The sequence below is a fragment of the Streptosporangium oxazolinicum genome, from assembly GCF_039537505.1.
GTDB lineage: Bacteria > Actinomycetota > Actinomycetes > Streptosporangiales > Streptosporangiaceae > Streptosporangium > Streptosporangium oxazolinicum.
Genome location: NZ_BAABAQ010000006.1, coordinates 346,785 through 361,101, shown reverse-complemented (window position 1 = coordinate 361,101; position 14,317 = coordinate 346,785). Strand labels below are relative to the sequence as shown.

At 70.4% G+C, this 14,317-nt stretch carries 17 protein-coding genes; 1 reads left to right on the top strand and 16 read right to left on the bottom strand.

Features of this window, described 5'->3' with window-relative positions:
• Positions 1-191 precede the first annotated feature (191 nt).
• Positions 192-650 carry a murein hydrolase activator EnvC family protein gene (locus ABD817_RS19140; protein WP_344919331.1) on the top strand — a complete coding sequence of 153 codons (459 nt, stop codon included), beginning with the start codon at positions 192-194 and terminating at the stop codon, positions 648-650.
• Here ABD817_RS19140 and dprA read toward each other — a convergent pair.
• From dprA to ABD817_RS19060, 16 genes are all read right to left on the bottom strand, one after another.
• Positions 590-1,564, bottom strand: coding sequence for a DNA-processing protein DprA (dprA, locus tag ABD817_RS19135; protein WP_425583387.1), 975 nt, complete (start codon positions 1,562-1,564; stop codon positions 590-592). The two genes, ABD817_RS19140 and dprA, sit on opposite strands and share 61 nt — an antisense overlap.
• Positions 1,565-2,175: 611 nt before the next feature.
• The gene (locus tag ABD817_RS19130) at positions 2,176-3,891 is read right to left on the bottom strand and encodes a YifB family Mg chelatase-like AAA ATPase (protein ID WP_344919330.1); all 1,716 of its coding nucleotides are present in this window, start codon (positions 3,889-3,891) and stop codon (positions 2,176-2,178) included.
• A gap of 104 nt (positions 3,892-3,995) precedes the next feature.
• Positions 3,996-4,349, bottom strand: coding sequence for a YraN family protein (locus ABD817_RS19125; protein WP_344919329.1), 354 nt, complete (start codon positions 4,347-4,349; stop codon positions 3,996-3,998).
• Positions 4,350-4,672: 323 nt separating this feature from the next.
• Positions 4,673-4,996, bottom strand: coding sequence for a DUF2469 domain-containing protein (locus ABD817_RS19120; RefSeq protein WP_030511723.1), 324 nt, complete (start codon positions 4,994-4,996; stop codon positions 4,673-4,675).
• A 39-nt stretch (positions 4,997-5,035) separates the two neighbouring features.
• Positions 5,036-5,722: a ribonuclease HII gene (locus ABD817_RS19115; protein ID WP_344919327.1), complete on the bottom strand. Its 687-nt coding sequence runs from the start codon at positions 5,720-5,722 to the stop codon at positions 5,036-5,038.
• A 64-nt stretch (positions 5,723-5,786) separates the two neighbouring features.
• Entirely contained in the window at positions 5,787-6,380 is a 594-nt protein-coding gene (gene lepB, locus ABD817_RS19110) for a signal peptidase I (protein ID WP_344919326.1), read from the bottom strand.
• A gap of 9 nt (positions 6,381-6,389) precedes the next feature.
• A complete protein-coding gene (lepB, locus tag ABD817_RS19105; RefSeq protein ID WP_344919324.1) occupies positions 6,390-7,256 on the bottom strand; it encodes a signal peptidase I in 867 nt (288 codons plus the stop codon).
• Between the two features lie 156 nt (positions 7,257-7,412).
• Positions 7,413-7,766 (bottom strand): 50S ribosomal protein L19, encoded by a 354-nt coding sequence (gene rplS / locus ABD817_RS19100; protein WP_344919323.1) that lies wholly within the window; start codon positions 7,764-7,766, stop codon positions 7,413-7,415.
• 187 nt (positions 7,767-7,953) lie between these two features.
• The gene (gene trmD / locus ABD817_RS19095; protein ID WP_344919322.1) at positions 7,954-8,763 is read right to left on the bottom strand and encodes a tRNA (guanosine(37)-N1)-methyltransferase TrmD; all 810 of its coding nucleotides are present in this window, start codon (positions 8,761-8,763) and stop codon (positions 7,954-7,956) included.
• A gap of 1 nt (position 8,764) precedes the next feature.
• Positions 8,765-9,292: a ribosome maturation factor RimM gene (gene rimM / locus ABD817_RS19090; RefSeq protein WP_344919321.1), complete on the bottom strand. Its 528-nt coding sequence runs from the start codon at positions 9,290-9,292 to the stop codon at positions 8,765-8,767.
• A gap of 104 nt (positions 9,293-9,396) precedes the next feature.
• Positions 9,397-9,639, bottom strand: a complete 243-nt coding sequence (locus ABD817_RS19085) for an RNA-binding protein (RefSeq protein WP_329091253.1) — start codon at positions 9,637-9,639, stop codon at positions 9,397-9,399.
• A 1-nt stretch (position 9,640) separates the two neighbouring features.
• Positions 9,641-10,126 (bottom strand): 30S ribosomal protein S16, encoded by a 486-nt coding sequence (gene rpsP, locus ABD817_RS19080; protein WP_344919320.1) that lies wholly within the window; start codon positions 10,124-10,126, stop codon positions 9,641-9,643.
• Positions 10,127-11,192: 1,066 nt separating this feature from the next.
• A complete protein-coding gene (gene ffh / locus ABD817_RS19075) occupies positions 11,193-12,749 on the bottom strand; it encodes a signal recognition particle protein (RefSeq protein WP_344919319.1) in 1,557 nt (518 codons plus the stop codon).
• 85 nt (positions 12,750-12,834) lie between these two features.
• The gene (locus ABD817_RS19070) at positions 12,835-13,428 is read right to left on the bottom strand and encodes a GTP-binding protein (protein ID WP_329091247.1); all 594 of its coding nucleotides are present in this window, start codon (positions 13,426-13,428) and stop codon (positions 12,835-12,837) included.
• A complete protein-coding gene (locus tag ABD817_RS19065) occupies positions 13,409-13,810 on the bottom strand; it encodes a DUF742 domain-containing protein (RefSeq protein ID WP_425583386.1) in 402 nt (133 codons plus the stop codon). Before ABD817_RS19065 ends, ABD817_RS19070 begins: the two co-directional genes overlap by 20 nt.
• A gap of 84 nt (positions 13,811-13,894) precedes the next feature.
• The gene (locus tag ABD817_RS19060) at positions 13,895-14,308 is read right to left on the bottom strand and encodes a roadblock/LC7 domain-containing protein (protein WP_326646986.1); all 414 of its coding nucleotides are present in this window, start codon (positions 14,306-14,308) and stop codon (positions 13,895-13,897) included.
• Positions 14,309-14,317: the final 9 nt, after the last annotated feature.

The following is a 14,317-nucleotide window of genomic DNA, read 5'->3' as shown; positions in this document are numbered from 1 at the left end:
CTACCCCCGCGACCGTCCTCACGGCTGCGCACGGCCCGGCGGGGACGACACGCCAGACTGGCGCGACGCACCCGGCGGAGACGACGCGCCCGGCTGGGACGACGCGCCCGGCTGGGGCGCACGCCCCTTCCCGAGAACCCGCCTCCGGGGAATCCCCTCCCTGGGAGTGGCCGCTCGCCGGGCGGCCACGGGTGCTCAGGGGCTTCGCACCACCGCCGCAGCCGTGGCTGGCCGGTCACCGGGGCACCGACCTCTCCGTGTCCCCAGGAGCCAAGGTGCGCGCCGCCGGAGCGGGAACGGTCGGCTACGCCGGTCCACTCGCGGACCGGAGCGTGGTGACCGTGCTCCACCCCGGCGGCCTGCGGACGACCTACCTGCCGGTCCAGCCCTCGGTACGGCGCGGGCAGGCGGTGGCCACCGGCGAGGTGATCGGCACCCTCCAGGACGTCCCGGGGCACTGCCCCACCGCCTGCCTGCACTGGGGCCTGCTCCGCGACCGCGCCTATCTCGACCCCTTGCTCCTCCTCGGCCACGGCCAGGTCCGCCTTCTCCCGCTGTGGCCCACACCCGAGAACGGGCCGAGAAAGAGCTATCCGCCGGGAGGGCGGTCGGGGCGGAGGCGCCAGCCACGGGAGACGCGTTCGACGTAGCCCGCGGCGGCCAGACCACCGAGGCAGGCGAGCACGGTCTCCAGGTCAACGCCCGCGGCGACGGCTATCGTCGCGGGGCCCACACCGATCCGGGTGGGCATGGCCTCGACAACCTTCCGGCTCTCCGGGTCGAGCCGGTCGCGGGGAAGCACCGGGCCGCGCGACTCCGGGGCCAGGTCGGTGCCCAGCGATCCGGCGAGCTCGATCACCTCCTCGGGGCCGGTGACGCAGATGGCCTTGCCCTGGCGGATCAGCCGATGGCACCCCGCCGAGAACTCCGAGGTCACCGGGCCCGGTATCGCGGCCAGATGACGGTTGAGCGCGATCGCGTGCCCGGCGGTGTTGAGCGCTCCGCTGCGCACGGCCGCCTCGACGACCACGGTGCCCCTGGACAGGGCCGCGATGAGGCGATTTCTGACGAGGAACCTCGGCCGGGTCGGGTGCGCGCCCATGGGGCACTCGCTGACCAGCACCCCCCGCGCCCGGATGGCGGCGAACAGCTGCTGGTGCGAGCTGGGGTAGGCGACGTCGGCGCCGCAGGCGAGCACGGCGACGGTCGGCCCCTCACCGGTGAGGGCACCCCGGTGGGCAGCCCCGTCGATGCCGTAGGCGCCGCCGGAGACGACACCCCACCCCCTCTCGCTCAGCCCGGCCCCGAGCTCCGCCGCCACGTGCGCGCCGTATGGCGTGGCGGCTCGGGAGCCGACGATCGCGACGGATCTGAGACAGGAGAACCGCAGGTCGGCGTCACCGTGGAGCCAGAGAGCGTAGGGCCGGGAGTCTCCCAGGTCATCCAGTTGGGTCGGCCATTCGGGATCGCCGGGAATCACCAGCCTGGCCCCTATCCGCTCTCCCTCGGCCAGGTCGCGCTCGGGGTCGGCCGTCCTGAGCCGGGCCGCCCAGGAGGCGACCATCCGGTCGAGCCTGGCCCCGAGCCGCCCGTCCCGCGCGGCCCCCGAGCCGTCACCCGCTCTGCCATCCGCTCCGGCCCCGCCACTACCGGGCCGACCGCTGTCGGACCGGCCGCCGGGAACGCTTGATCTCTCGCGCCGCGCCGCCCCCGAGCCGTCGCGAGGGAAGGGCCGGTCCCCGGATGAGCCGGACGCCCCGTCTCTCGACCCCAGGTCTCCCGGCTCCGGGCCCCCGTCACGCGGGCCCCGGCCCCCGGCTCTCGGCTCCGGGCCTACGTCACGAGGGTCCTCGCCTCCCTCACACGGGCCCCAGCCTCCGTCACGCGAAGAGAGGCGTCCGCCGTGTGAGCCGAACCCTCCGCCCGGCGGCTCCGGACTCGGTCCACGCGGACCGGGACCCCCTGTCGGTGGGCCGGAGTCTCCAACCGGTGGGCCGGGGGTTCCGGCCGGGCGGCCATGGGCGTCGGCGAACCATCGGGTGAGCTCCGCGTCCGCGGCGCCCCGCCGGACCAGGGCGACGGCGGCCTCGGGACCGCGCAGGGTCACGAGGGCGCCCATCACGGCGTCACCCGGCTCGGCCAGGCGCATCAGGGTGAGCCGTGCCAGTCTGTCGCTCATCGCTCCTCCCCCAGCCAGAGACCGAGCGCGGAGTTGGTCTCGTGGAGCTCCGGCCGGTCCTTGCCCGCGAGATCGGCCAGTGTCCAGGCCAGCTTGAGGATCCGGTCGAGGCCCCGGGCGCTCAGCCGGCCGCTGTCGAGATGCCCGAGCAGGGGTGACATCGCCGCCTGCGGCGGCCGGTATTCGGTGTGGAGGGCGCGGGCGGGCACCTCCGCGTTGCACCGCCACGGCCTGTTCGCGAACCGCTTGGCGGCCCGCTCACGCGCGAACAGCACCCGCTCGGCCACCACTCGGCTCGACTCGATGAACCGGCGGTCGGCGAGGAGTTCGCGCCGCGTCGAACGGAACAGGCCGACCTTGACGTCCACCCGGTCGAGCAGCGGGCCGGAGAGCCTGGCGAGATAGCGTCGGCGGGCCGCGGGAGCGCACGCGCACGGGTCGTCCGGGGTGGAGGGCCGCGCGCACGGGCACCTGTTGGCCGCCAGCACCAGCGCGAACCTGGCGGGGAAGGTCACCGACGCCAGCGCCCTGGAGACCGTCACCCGCCCCGATTCGAGCGGCTGCCTGAGCGCGTCGAGAACGGTCGTCGAGAACTCGGGGGCCTCGTCCAGGAAGAGCACTCCCCGATGGGCGAGCGAGACGGCTCCCGGACGGATCATCCCGCTGCCCCCGCCGATCACAGAGGCGACGGTCGCGGTGTGGTGGGGCGCCACGAACGGTGGGCGAACCAGCAGGGGACGGTCCCTGGGCAGCACACCGGCGACCGAGTGGATGGCGGTCACCTCCAGGGCCTGGTCCCGCTCCAGGGCGGGGAGCAGGGTCGGCAGCCGCTCGGCGAGCATGGTCTTTCCCGTGCCGGGAGGACCGAGCATCCAGAGGTTGTGGCCACCGGCGGCGCAGATCTCCAGCGCGCGGCGGGCGAGGGGCTGCCCGGCGACGTCCCTCAGATCGGGAGCGTCGCCGGGGCCGTCACCGGAATCGCAGGCGTCTCCGAGGGCGGCCTCGCCGGGGAGCCCCGGCGGGAGCGGACACGCGGCCCCCGAATCGCGATCTCCGGCCTCAGCCCCTCCGTGACCTGTCCCTCCGGCATCGGCTCCTCCTGCTCCCCCTGAACCGGATCCTTCGAAACCGGGCTCTCCGAAACCGGCCCCTCCGGCACCCGGCTTCCCGGCACCGGGCGGGAGACCTCCCATCGGTTCGTCATTCCGCAGCCAGCTCACCAGCGCGCCCAGCGTGGTCGCCGGAACCACGGTCACCCCCGGCACGAGACCGGCCTCGGCGGCGTTACGGGCCGGGACGACGACGGTGCGGGCACCGGCCGCGACGGCCGCCAGCACGGCGGGGAGCACGCCTCGCACCGGCCTGACCGAGCCGTCCAGGCCCAGCTCGCCCAGGAAGAACGGCTCGGCGACCCTGGCGGCGGGCACGAACCCTGCCGCCGCGAGCAGGGCCATGGCGATCGCGACGTCGAACAGGCTCCCGCGTTTGGGCAGGCTGGCGGGGAACAGGCTGACCGTGATCCGGGAGTCGGGCCAGGCGTAGCGGCTGTTGACCAGGGCGGAGCGCACCCGGTCGCGGGCCTCGCTCAGCGCGGTGTCGAGCATGCCGATGAGGTGGAGGCCCGCCACCCCGCTGCCGATATCGGCCTCGACCTCGACGAGACGGCCGGTCACCCCGACCAGGGCGACGCAGCGCGTGCGTGCGACGGCCACTCACCCCACCCCCCACGGGGAGCGAACGATCCACGACAGGCCGGGAAACCCGGGAGATCCTGGAGACCCTGGAGACGTCGACAGGCTGAGAGACATGGGAGACATCAGCACACCCCCCGCTCGTGGCGGACGACGAAATCCCCGGCGAACCGCTCCAGGGCGACGACGTCGACGCGGACCGCGTCGAATCGGTCTTGACGCTCGGCGAGCCAGCCGGCCGCGAGCCTGCGCAGCCGGGCGATCTTCGCGTCGGTGACCGCCTCGAAGGCGGTGCCGTGACTGCGGCCCGAACGGGTCTTCACCTCCACCGCGACGAGCGTGCGCCCCTCCCGGGCGACGATGTCGATCTCCCCGTCCGGGCATCGCCAGTTGCGATCCAGGATCTGCAGGTCGTGTGCGAGCAGATAGTCGACGGCGATCTGTTCGCCGTGCCTGCCGAGCTCATCCTTCGCGGCCATGGAACCACCTCCGGTTCCAGACCTTCGCTCAGCTCATCGCGCCACCGAGAAACCGAACGCGGTTCTGTGGAAATCCGGCCGAGCTCGACGCACGCCTGTGGATAACCTCTCGCGACCCCCAGCCGCGCCACAGCGCCTCGAACCGTTCGACCCCGCCCCGGGGCCCTCCGTGACCCCGGCCCCCTCGAACGATGCTCTCAAAGCCGCTCAGGACAGCGGCTCAGGCTCAGCGCTCAGGACAGCGGCTCAGGCACGGCGGCCCAGCGCTCAGGACAAGCAAACCAGGCTCAGCGTTCAGGACCGCGCGGTTCAGGACGCGCGGCTCAGGAGGAGAAGCCCTCCTTGGGCATCTCCAGGTCGGGCTTGGCGAGCTCCTCGACGTTCACGTCCTTGAAGGTCACCACCCGGACGTTCTTGACGAACCTTGCCGGGCGGTACATGTCCCAGACCCAGGCGTCCTGCATCTTCACGTCGAAGAACACGTCGCCGTTCTCGGCGGTGCGCACGTCAAGATCGACGGAATTGGTGAGATAGAAGCGCCGCTCGGTCTCCACGACATAGGTGAAAAGGCCGACAACGTCGCGGTACTCACGGTAAAGCTGCAGCTCCATCTCGGTTTCGTACTTTTCGAGATCCTCTGCGCTCATACCGGTCCTCCTGTTAAACGCCCACCCCGGCCCGCCCGATCAGACGGCACCGGCCCCCACTTCATTCTCACCCATCACCTCGCCCGCTCCTGACCGCGCCACCGTCGAGAACGAGAAGCGGTGGTCCGGACACGGGCCGTAGGCGCTGAGAGCCCTGCGATGGCCGGCGGTGCCATACCCCTTGTGCACGGCGAATCCGTACCGGGGATGGCGTTCGTGCAGTGCCACCATCATCTCGTCCCGCGTCACCTTGGCCACGATCGAGGCCGCGGCGATGCAGGCCGCGACCTGATCTCCCTTCCACACGCCCAGTGACGGAGCGGGCAGACCGGGAACGGGGAACCCATCGGTCAGAACGTAGCCGGGGTGACAGGGTAGTCGCGCCACCGCCCTGCGCATTCCTCCGATGTTGGATCTGTGGAGACCTCGGGTGTCGATCTCACCCGGCGGGATCACCACCACGCTCACCGCCTCCGCGGTCGCCGTGATCCGCTCGTACAGCGACTCGCGCCGGGAGGCCGTCAGCAGCTTGGAGTCGTCCAAGCCGTCGATCCGGCCGCCCAGCACCACGGCGGCGACCACCAGCGGCCCGGCGCAGGCGCCCCGACCGGCCTCGTCGACCCCCGCCACGGGACCGAGCCCGCGGCGGCTGAGAGCCCGCTCGTAGCCGTACAGTCCCGAATCCCGCCGGACCACGCTGGGTCTGGGGCGAAACGCAACCGTCATGGCACCACGGGTGACAGAACGACCATGACCAGAGAGTACGCCTCCTCTGGGGCATTCGGTACCGCTATCTCACCTTGAGGAAGCTCTCCGGCCGGGAAAGGACCGTGGCCCTGGAGAACGGCCAGTAGATCGCGACGGCCCGGCCGATGACGTCGCTCTCGGGAATCGACCCCTCCCCCAGCCTCTCCTCGTGGGCCCGCGAGTCGGCGGAGGCGGTGCGGTGATCGCCCATGACCCACAGCCGCCCCTGGGGAACGACCTTCTCGAACGACTCCCCCGAGGGGAAGTCTTCGGAGAAGAGGTAGGAGCTCTCTTCGAGCGGCACCCCGTTGACCGTGATCCGCTTCTTGGCGTCGCAGCACTTCACCGTGTCACCGCCGACGGCGATCACCCGCTTGATGGTGTCCTCGTTGTTCCAGCCCCTGAAAACCACGATGTCGCCGCGCTCGGAGTCGCCGTGCAGCTTGTTGACGACCACCCGGTCACCCACCAGAAGGGTGTTCTGCATCGACTCCGACGGGATCCAGAACGACTGGAAGACGAAAGCCTGCAACAGCATCGCCACCACCACCCCGCACACCAGCAGGAACAGTGACTCGCGCAGGCCACCACCCTTGCCGCGCTTCTCTTTCTTCTCAACCTCGGGTTCAACGGTCATGGGATCCGGCTACCGCCTCGAAAGCCAACGACGACGCCACAGCACCAGCGGCACGGCTCCCGCGAAGCCCGCGAGGAGCGGAGCCGCCCCTCCCACGGCCGCGGCGGCCTTGAGGGCCGGCTGGCCGAAGATGTCGGGAATGGGAAGGGTCGTGGCCCTGGAGAACGGCCACACGATCACGAAGGCCCGGCCGATCACCTTGTCCACCGGGATCGTCCCGCCACCGGGGTCGCCGAGGTGGGAACGGGAGTCGAGGGAGACCAGCCGGTGGTCGCCCATCACCCACAGGCGCCCCGGATTGACCTTGGCCTCGAAGAAACTCTGGGACGGCACGTCACCGGGGTAGAGGTAGCTCTCGTCGAGGGCGACCCCGTTGACCGTCACCCGGCCCTGGGCGTCACAGCACTTCACGGTGTCACCGGCGACACCGATGACCCGCTTGATGTAGTCCTTCTCGCCGGGAACCACACCGAAGGCGGTGCCGACCCAGCGGAAGAATCCCGCGACCGGGTTGGGCGGCTCCTCAAGATCGATCTCGGGGTCCCAGGAGTCGACCCCGGAGAAGACCACCACGTCACCGCGCTCGATGTCGCGGACGCGGTAGACGAGCTTGTTGACCAGGACACGGTCGTTCGTGAGGAGGGTGTTCTCCATCGACTCCGAGGGAATGTAGAACGCCTGGATCACGAAGGTCTTGATTATGAGGGCGAGCACCAACGCCACGACGACCAGGACGGGCAACTCCTTCCAGAAGGAGCCCTTCTTCTTGGCCTTACCGTCCTCGGCGCTCTTCTGAGTGTCTTCGGCGACCACGTCCACCTCGTCCTCGACAGGTCGACGCGAGACTGCGCCGTACTCCCGGTCTTCGCTAGTCATCGCTGACGAGCCTAGATGATGGGCGGTACCAAGTGGTCGAGTGACGGGGTACCGCATAGCCATGCGTATTGCCATAGGAGGTCAAACCTCCTTACATGCGACTGGCCCGCTCCCCGGTGAAGGGGGCACGGGCCAGGTCGGCGGACGCTGACGCGCCTAGCGGGCGTCGCGCTTCTCGCGGATGCGAGCGGCCTTGCCGCGCAGGTCACGCATGTAGTAGAGCTTGGCGCGGCGGACGTCGCCACGGGTCACGAGAGTGATCTTCTCGATGACCGGGCTGTGCACCGGGAAGGTCCGCTCGACGCCGACGCTGTAGCTGACCTTGCGGACGGTGAAGGTCTCACGGGAGCCACCGCCCTGGCGGCGCAGGACGAAGCCCTTGAAGACCTGGACACGGGACCGGCTGCCCTCGATGACCCTGACGTGGACCTCAAGCGTGTCACCGGGCCGGAAGTCCGGGACGTCGGTGCGGAGCGAGGACTTCTCAAGCTCGCTGATCAGCGTGTGCATGGCAGTTGGACCTCATTTACGAGCGCACACGGAGGTCCATCCGGCCGCGAGGGAGCGGCATCGCGATGGACACGCGTGCTGAAGTGGACTATGTCTCGGAGCCGACCGCGATGAGACCGGTCTGGGGACCGGATGGGCAGTCGGCGGCAACGCTTCAGTCTGCCATATTTCTCCGACCGACCGGAAATCAACCGGTCAGGGCGGCCGGACCGGTGGAGCCCGCGGGACCCGTCTCGGGGAGATCCGGCTCCGCCAGGGCCCGCCTGTCGTGCTTGTCCAGGCTCTCCGGGTCGAGCGCCGCCAGCAGCTCCGGCCGGTTCCTCGCGGTACGGCGCAGCGCCTGGTCCCGGCGCCACCGGGCGATCTTCCCGTGGTGCCCGGAGAGAAGGATCTCCGGCACCTCGTGCCCACGCCACTCGGGCGGCTTGGTGTAGACGGGGCCCTCGAGGAGGTTCTCCATCGCGCCGGGCGCGAAGGAGTCGTCCACGGCCGAGTTGACGTTGCCGAGCACGCCCGGCAGCAGCCGCCCGACGGCCTCGATCATCACCAGCACCGCCACCTCGCCCCCGGCGAGCACGTAGTCGCCGACGCTGACCTCGTCCACGCGCATGCGGGCGCCGTACTCGGCCATCACCCGGGAGTCGATGCCCTCGTAGCGGGCCGGGGTGAACAGCAGCCACGGCTCGGCGGCGTACTCCATCGCGAGCCTCTGGGTGAACGGCACGCCGCTGGGGGTCGGCACGATCATCCTCGGGGGTTCGGCCGGGCCGGAGGCGAGCACCGCGTCGATGGCCTCCCCCCAGGGGCCCGGCTTCATGACCATGCCGGGACCGCCTCCGTAGGGGGTGTCGTCCACGGTGCGGTGCACGTCGTGGGCGTGGTCGCGGAGCTGGTGGAGGCGTACGTCGAGGATGCCGCGCTCGCGGGCCTTGCCGATGAGGGAGACGTCGAGGGGGGCGAAGTACTCGGGGAAGATGGAGATGACGTCGACGCGCATGTCAGACGATCTCGTCCGGGTCGAGCAGTCCGGCGGGACCGTCCACGACGAGGACGCCCTTGACGAGGTCGACCTCCGGGACGAGCGCCTTGACGAACGGCACGTAGACCTCGGTGGCCCCGGCGCTCTTCCCGCGCCGTACCACGAGCAGGTCCTGGCCGTGGTGGAGCACGTCGGACACCTCTCCCACCGCCTCGCCGTCGGGTTTGACCACGGTGAGGCCGATGAGCTGGTGGTCGTAGAACTCGTCGGGGTCGTCGGAGGGCGGGATGTCGTCCGAGTCGATGACGAGCATGGTGCCGCGGAGCTCCTCGGCTCGGTCGCGGCCGGTCACGCCCTCGAACCTGACCAGCAGGATCCCGGAGTGCCAGCGGCGGGACTCGACGACCAGCGGGCCGGTCGACGCGGGGTCGGTGGCCAGGGCGGTGCCCGGGGCGAAGCGCCTGTCCGGCTCGTCGGTGCGCACCTCCACGGACACGTCCCCGCGGAGCCCGTGCGGGCGGCCGATCCGGCCTACGACGAGCTGCACGCCCGCCTCCTCACGTAAGGGTGACTAGGGAAAGTCTAGGGAAAGCAGACGGGCCACCCACACTGGGCGGGTGGCCCGTTCGCTCGATGGACGCGTCTCGTCGGCTAGCGGGCCTCGTTCAGGTCGAGCAGATCGACCCGGACGTACTTGCCGTCGCCGAGGGCGTTCACGACCGTGCGAAGCGCCTTGGCCGTACGGCCGCCGCGACCGATGACCTTACCGAGGTCCTCGGGGTGGACCCGGACCTCAAGCACACGCCCGCTGCGGATGCGGCGAGCGTGAACCTGGACGTCGTCAGGATGCTCGACGATGCCCTTCACCAGGTGCTCGAGGGCCTCCTCGAGCACCTCAGGCCTCGCCTTCCGGCTTCTCCTCGGCGGCCGCGGTGGGCTCAGCCGGGGTCTCGGCGGCGGCCTCTTCGGCCTTGGGAGCCTCTTCAGCCTTGGGAGCCGCCTTGCGGGTCGACTTCTTCGGCGTGGTGGCGGCCTCCAGGGAGAGCGCCTCCTTGGCCGCGGCCTCGTAGGCGGCGTGACGGTCGGCCTTGGGCTCGGCGACCAGGAGCGGAGCCGGAGCCGGCTCGCCCTTGAACTTCTGCCAGTCGCCGGTGAGCTTGAGGAGCTTGAGCACGGGCTCGGTCGGCTGCGCGCCGACACCCAGCCAGTAGGCCGCCCTGTCGGAGTCGACCTCGATGCGCGAGGGGTTCTCCTTCGGGTGGTACAGGCCGATCTCCTCGATCGCCCGGCCGTCACGCTTGGTGCGGCTGTCGGCGATGACGATGCGGTACTGCGGGTTGCGGATCATGCCGAGCCGCTTGAGCTTGATCTTGACTGCCACTGGTGTGGTCTCTCCTGCATTAGAGCGTGGGTGAGCGGCGTCTCATCGAGTGGGGCACGAGGAGAGGACCGTTCGAGGGACAGGCATGGCACGCGGGAGTGAGAGGGCAACCACGTGTCACGATGTTCCAACATGTCATTGTGCCAGACGTGCGGGAGTGCCCGGCCAACCCGAGGCCATCCGGTACGGCGGCCGGAGGGCAAATCTCGGTAATCCCCGTGTGTCCGGGACCCCCGGCGGGCCGGCCTGGTGCGCTAAATGGCCGCCGTGGCAACCACCCTCAGATCTCTGCTGCTGACCGCGACCGGCTCCGTCATCGTGCTGGGCGCGGTGCTGGCCATCAGGGCGACGACCCCGGCGGGTCAGGCCGACGTGTCCCCGGCGCCCATCTCGTCCCCCGCCGGACCCCTCGGAGCAACCTCGGGAACCTCAGGGCTCCCCGGACTTCCCGGGCTCCTCGGGATCACCGGGACTCCCCAGACCCCCCGAACCACCGGGACCACCGGGACCACCGGGACCCCGAGGACCTTCGGGAACCCCGGGATCGGGACCGGTCATGACGATCACGCCCCCGGGCATCCCCAGGCCCCCTGGGGATCGCCGGAACAGCCCGGGACCTTCGTACGCCCCGGGACACTCGTTCCGCCCCTGACACCGGCCCTGCCCCGGGCCGCCGCGCGGCTGGGGACACCGGTCCTCCCCGGCCCGCTCGGAGCGTCCGCGTGGTCCGGGAATCCCGTCATGCCGGAGGCCGTACCCGGGGCGCCGTTCCCACGAGGAGCCGCGGTCTCACCGGGAACACCCGTCTCGCCGGTGATCCCGGTCCCGCTGGGGCTCCCGGCCCCGCCGGAGGCGCCCGTCCGGCCGGTGTCCGCGCCGTCCGCGCCGTCCACGTCGCCCCGGCCGTCGTTCCTGGCGCCCCTGCCGCTCACGCTGCACTCGTCACCGTACGGATGGGAGCACTACTTGGGGCGCACCCCGAGGAGTTCGAGCACGGCGACGAGGATGAATCCCACGACGATGATCACCCAGATCCACCTCGCCCGCGTGTGGAACCCGTCGTCGCTCATTTCTGGCCGGGGAGCTTGAACTTCGAGGGGTCGAAGCCCGGCGGCAGCTCCAGGCCCGGCGGCAGCTGCTGCCGGGAGCCCAGCTTGCCGAGAAGGCCGTTGCCCGCGGGGGTCGCGGGCTCGTCGGTCTTGCCGGGGGCCTTGCCGAGCGCCGCCTTGCGCGGGTCACCGCTCACCCTGCGTCCCTTGGCCGCCTTCTTCTGCGCGGCCTTGCCGCCCTTGCGCCCGCCGGGCATGCCGGGGATGCCCATGCCGCCGGCCATCCGCTTCATCATCTTCTGGGCGTCGAAGAAGCGGGTGACCAGGCCGCTCACCTCGGTCACCGACACGCCGGAGCCCCTGGCGATGCGGGCCCGGCGGGAGCCGTCGATCATCTTCGGGTTCTGGCGCTCGGCGGGGGTCATCGAGCGGATGATGGCGGCGACGCGGTCGAGGTCGCGGTCGTCGACCTGGTTGAGCTGCTCGCGCATCTGCCCCATGCCGGGCATCATCCCGAGCAGGTTCTTGATGGGGCCCATCTTCTGGACCATCATCATCTGCTCGAGGAAGTCCTCCAGGGTGAAGCCCTCGCCCGAGGTGAGCTTGCTCGCCATCTTGGCGGCCTCGGCCTCGTCGAAGGTCTTCTGGGCCTGCTCGATCAGGGTGAGGATGTCACCCATGTCGAGGATGCGCGACGCCATCCGGTCGGGGTGGAAGGCGTCGAAGTCTTCGAGCTTCTCACCGGTGGAGGCGAACATGATCGGCCTGCCGGTGATGTGCCGGACCGACAGGGCGGCGCCGCCTCGGGCGTCGCCGTCGAGCTTGGTCAGCACGACGCCGTCGAAGCCCACGCCCTCCATGAAGGCCTGGGCCGTGGAGACGGCGTCCTGGCCGATCATGGCGTCGACGACGAACAGGACCTCGTCGGGCGAGACCGCGTCGCGGATGTCGGCCGCCTGCCGCATCAGCTCCTGGTCGATGCCCAGGCGGCCCGCGGTGTCGATGATGACGATGTCGTGCTGCTGCCGCTTGGCGTGGTCGATCGACTGGCGGGCCACCGCGACCGGGTCGCCGACGCCGTTGCCCGGCTCGGGCGCGTAGACCGCGACGCCCGCGCGCTCGGCCACGACCGAGAGCTGCTGGACGGCGTTGGGCCGCTGGAGGTCGGCGGCGACCAGCAGTGGCGTGTGGTTCTGCTCCCGCAGCCAGCGGGCGAGCTTGCCGGCCAGGGTCGTCTTGCCCGCGCCCTGCAGGCCCGCGAGCATGACGACGGTCGGCGGGTTCTTCGCGTAGCGAAGCCGCCGGGTCTCGCCGCCGAGGATCTCGATGAGCTCGTCATTGACGATCTTCACGACCTGCTGCGCCGGGTTCAGCGCCTGGGAGACCTCGACGCCGCGAGCGCGCTCCTTGACCTGGGCGACGAACGCCTTGACCACGGGCAGCGCGACGTCCGCCTCGAGAAGCGCGATGCGGATCTCGCGGCAGGTCGCGTCGATGTCGGCGTCGGACAGCCGACCCTTGGATCGAAGGGAGGAGAAGACCGATGTCAGCCGGTCGGAAAGCGTCTCGAACACGTGATTGGCCAGCCTCTGCGCTACAGGTCTGCGACTCGACCTCCCAGCCTATCCGCTGGGAGGTACGACTGACGCCCTCCCGCGGTCAGCGACCCCAGCCGGGGACGGCCATCCGCATGGTGAGCGCGTGCTCGACAAGCGTGATGAGCGTGGCCTTCACCGCGTCGCGCGAGCGGGCGTCGGTTCTGGAGATGGGGATGTGGGGCGCCAGTGTCAGCGCCTCGCGTACCTCCTCCTCGCCGTGGAGATAGGTGCCGTCCCAGCCGTTGACCGCGACGACGAAGGGGAGCTTGGCCTCCTCGAAGTAGTCGATCGCCGGGAAGCTGTCGGCCAGCCTCCGGGTGTCGACGAGCACGATCGCACCGATCGCGCCGCGGACCAGGTCGTCCCACATGAACCAGAACCGGTGCTGACCCGGCGTACCGAACAGGTACAGGATCAGATCGCGGTCCAGTGAGACACGGCCGAAGTCCATCGCGACCGTGGTGGTGGTCTTGTTCGGCGTGAGGCCGAGATCGTCGATCCCGGCACTGGCGTCGGTCATCACCGCCTCCGTGGTCAGCGGCACGATCTCCGACACCGCCCCCACGAACGTGGTCTTGCCGACGCCGAACCCACCCGCGACGACGATTTTCGTCGATGTCAGGCCGCCGCCGCGGCTAGAGCCTGCGAAGTCCACTGAGCACCCTTTCCAGCAGGTTGAGATCCGGCTTACCCGCGTCCAGCTGCGGCTGGTGGATCTGCACCAGGCCCTCGGCGGCCATGTCGGCCACCAGGATCCGGGTCACGCCGAGCGGGATGCGGAGCATCGCGGAGATCTCAGCGACCGAACGCACTTGCCGGCACAGGGCACTGATCGCCTGATATTCCGGGGTGCGGGTGGATAAATCGTGATGTATGGAGGTCGCCGAGGAGACCAGGGCCTCCAGGGCGAGTTGGGTCCGGGGGGCGGTGCGCCCCCCGGTCACGGCATACGGACGGACGAGGGAGCTCTGCTCCGACGGCGCCGGGTGCATGAGATGGGAAGGAGGACCGCCCTGGTGCCGATGGGGGTCGTCCATTGATTGATAGGGATACCCGCCGAGCGGGTCGCCCTCACCAGTCCAGCCGCGGCCTGCCACGGCAGCCTCCTAGCGTCATCGCCGTCACCGTGAATGGGAAGACTGCAGCTCCGCGCGGACGGCCGGGGTCAGCACCTGACCGGCCCGCTCGACGAGCATCGTCATCTGGTAGGCCACCAGCCCCATGTCACAGTCGGCGGCGGCCAGCACCGCCAGACAGGAACCGTCACTGATCGACATGATGAGAAGCAGCCCTCGCTGCATCTCCACCACGGTCTGGGTGACCGCCCCGCCCTCGAAAACCCGTGAGGCACCCTGGGTCAAACTGATCAGACCGGCCGCGACCGCGGCCAGCTGGTCCGCCCTGTCCCTGGGAAATCCATCCGAATACGCCAACGGCAGACCGTCGGCTGACACGACGACCGTGTGCGCCACACCTGGGACGTTGTTCACAAAGTCGGTGATCAGCCAATTGACCCCCCGGGCGGCCTGGCTCATTTCGCGCAC

What these genes read in the sequence shown, in the direction of transcription:
- rplS (WP_344919323.1), bottom strand. Translation starts at nt 7,766, where the DNA reads ATGCACACGCTGATCAGCGAGCTTGAGAAGTCCTCGCTCCGCACCGAC.
- ABD817_RS19125 (WP_344919329.1), bottom strand. Translation starts at nt 4,349, where the DNA reads ATGGCCGCGAAGGATGAGCTCGGCAGGCACGGCGAACAGATCGCCGTC.
- trmD (WP_344919322.1), bottom strand. Translation starts at nt 8,763, where the DNA reads ATGCGCGTCGACGTCATCTCCATCTTCCCCGAGTACTTCGCCCCCCTC.
- ABD817_RS19120 (WP_030511723.1), bottom strand. Translation starts at nt 4,996, where the DNA reads ATGAGCGCAGAGGATCTCGAAAAGTACGAAACCGAGATGGAGCTGCAG.
- ABD817_RS19065 (WP_425583386.1), bottom strand. Translation starts at nt 13,810, where the DNA reads ATGGACGACCCCCATCGGCACCAGGGCGGTCCTCCTTCCCATCTCATG.
- ABD817_RS19060 (WP_326646986.1), bottom strand. Translation starts at nt 14,308, where the DNA reads ATGAGCCAGGCCGCCCGGGGGGTCAATTGGCTGATCACCGACTTTGTG.
- ABD817_RS19115 (WP_344919327.1), bottom strand. Translation starts at nt 5,722, where the DNA reads ATGACGGTTGCGTTTCGCCCCAGACCCAGCGTGGTCCGGCGGGATTCG.
- dprA (WP_425583387.1), bottom strand. Translation starts at nt 1,564, where the DNA reads ATGGTCGCCTCCTGGGCGGCCCGGCTCAGGACGGCCGACCCCGAGCGC.
- lepB (WP_344919326.1), bottom strand. Translation starts at nt 6,380, where the DNA reads ATGACCGTTGAACCCGAGGTTGAGAAGAAAGAGAAGCGCGGCAAGGGT.
- lepB (WP_344919324.1), bottom strand. Translation starts at nt 7,256, where the DNA reads ATGACTAGCGAAGACCGGGAGTACGGCGCAGTCTCGCGTCGACCTGTC.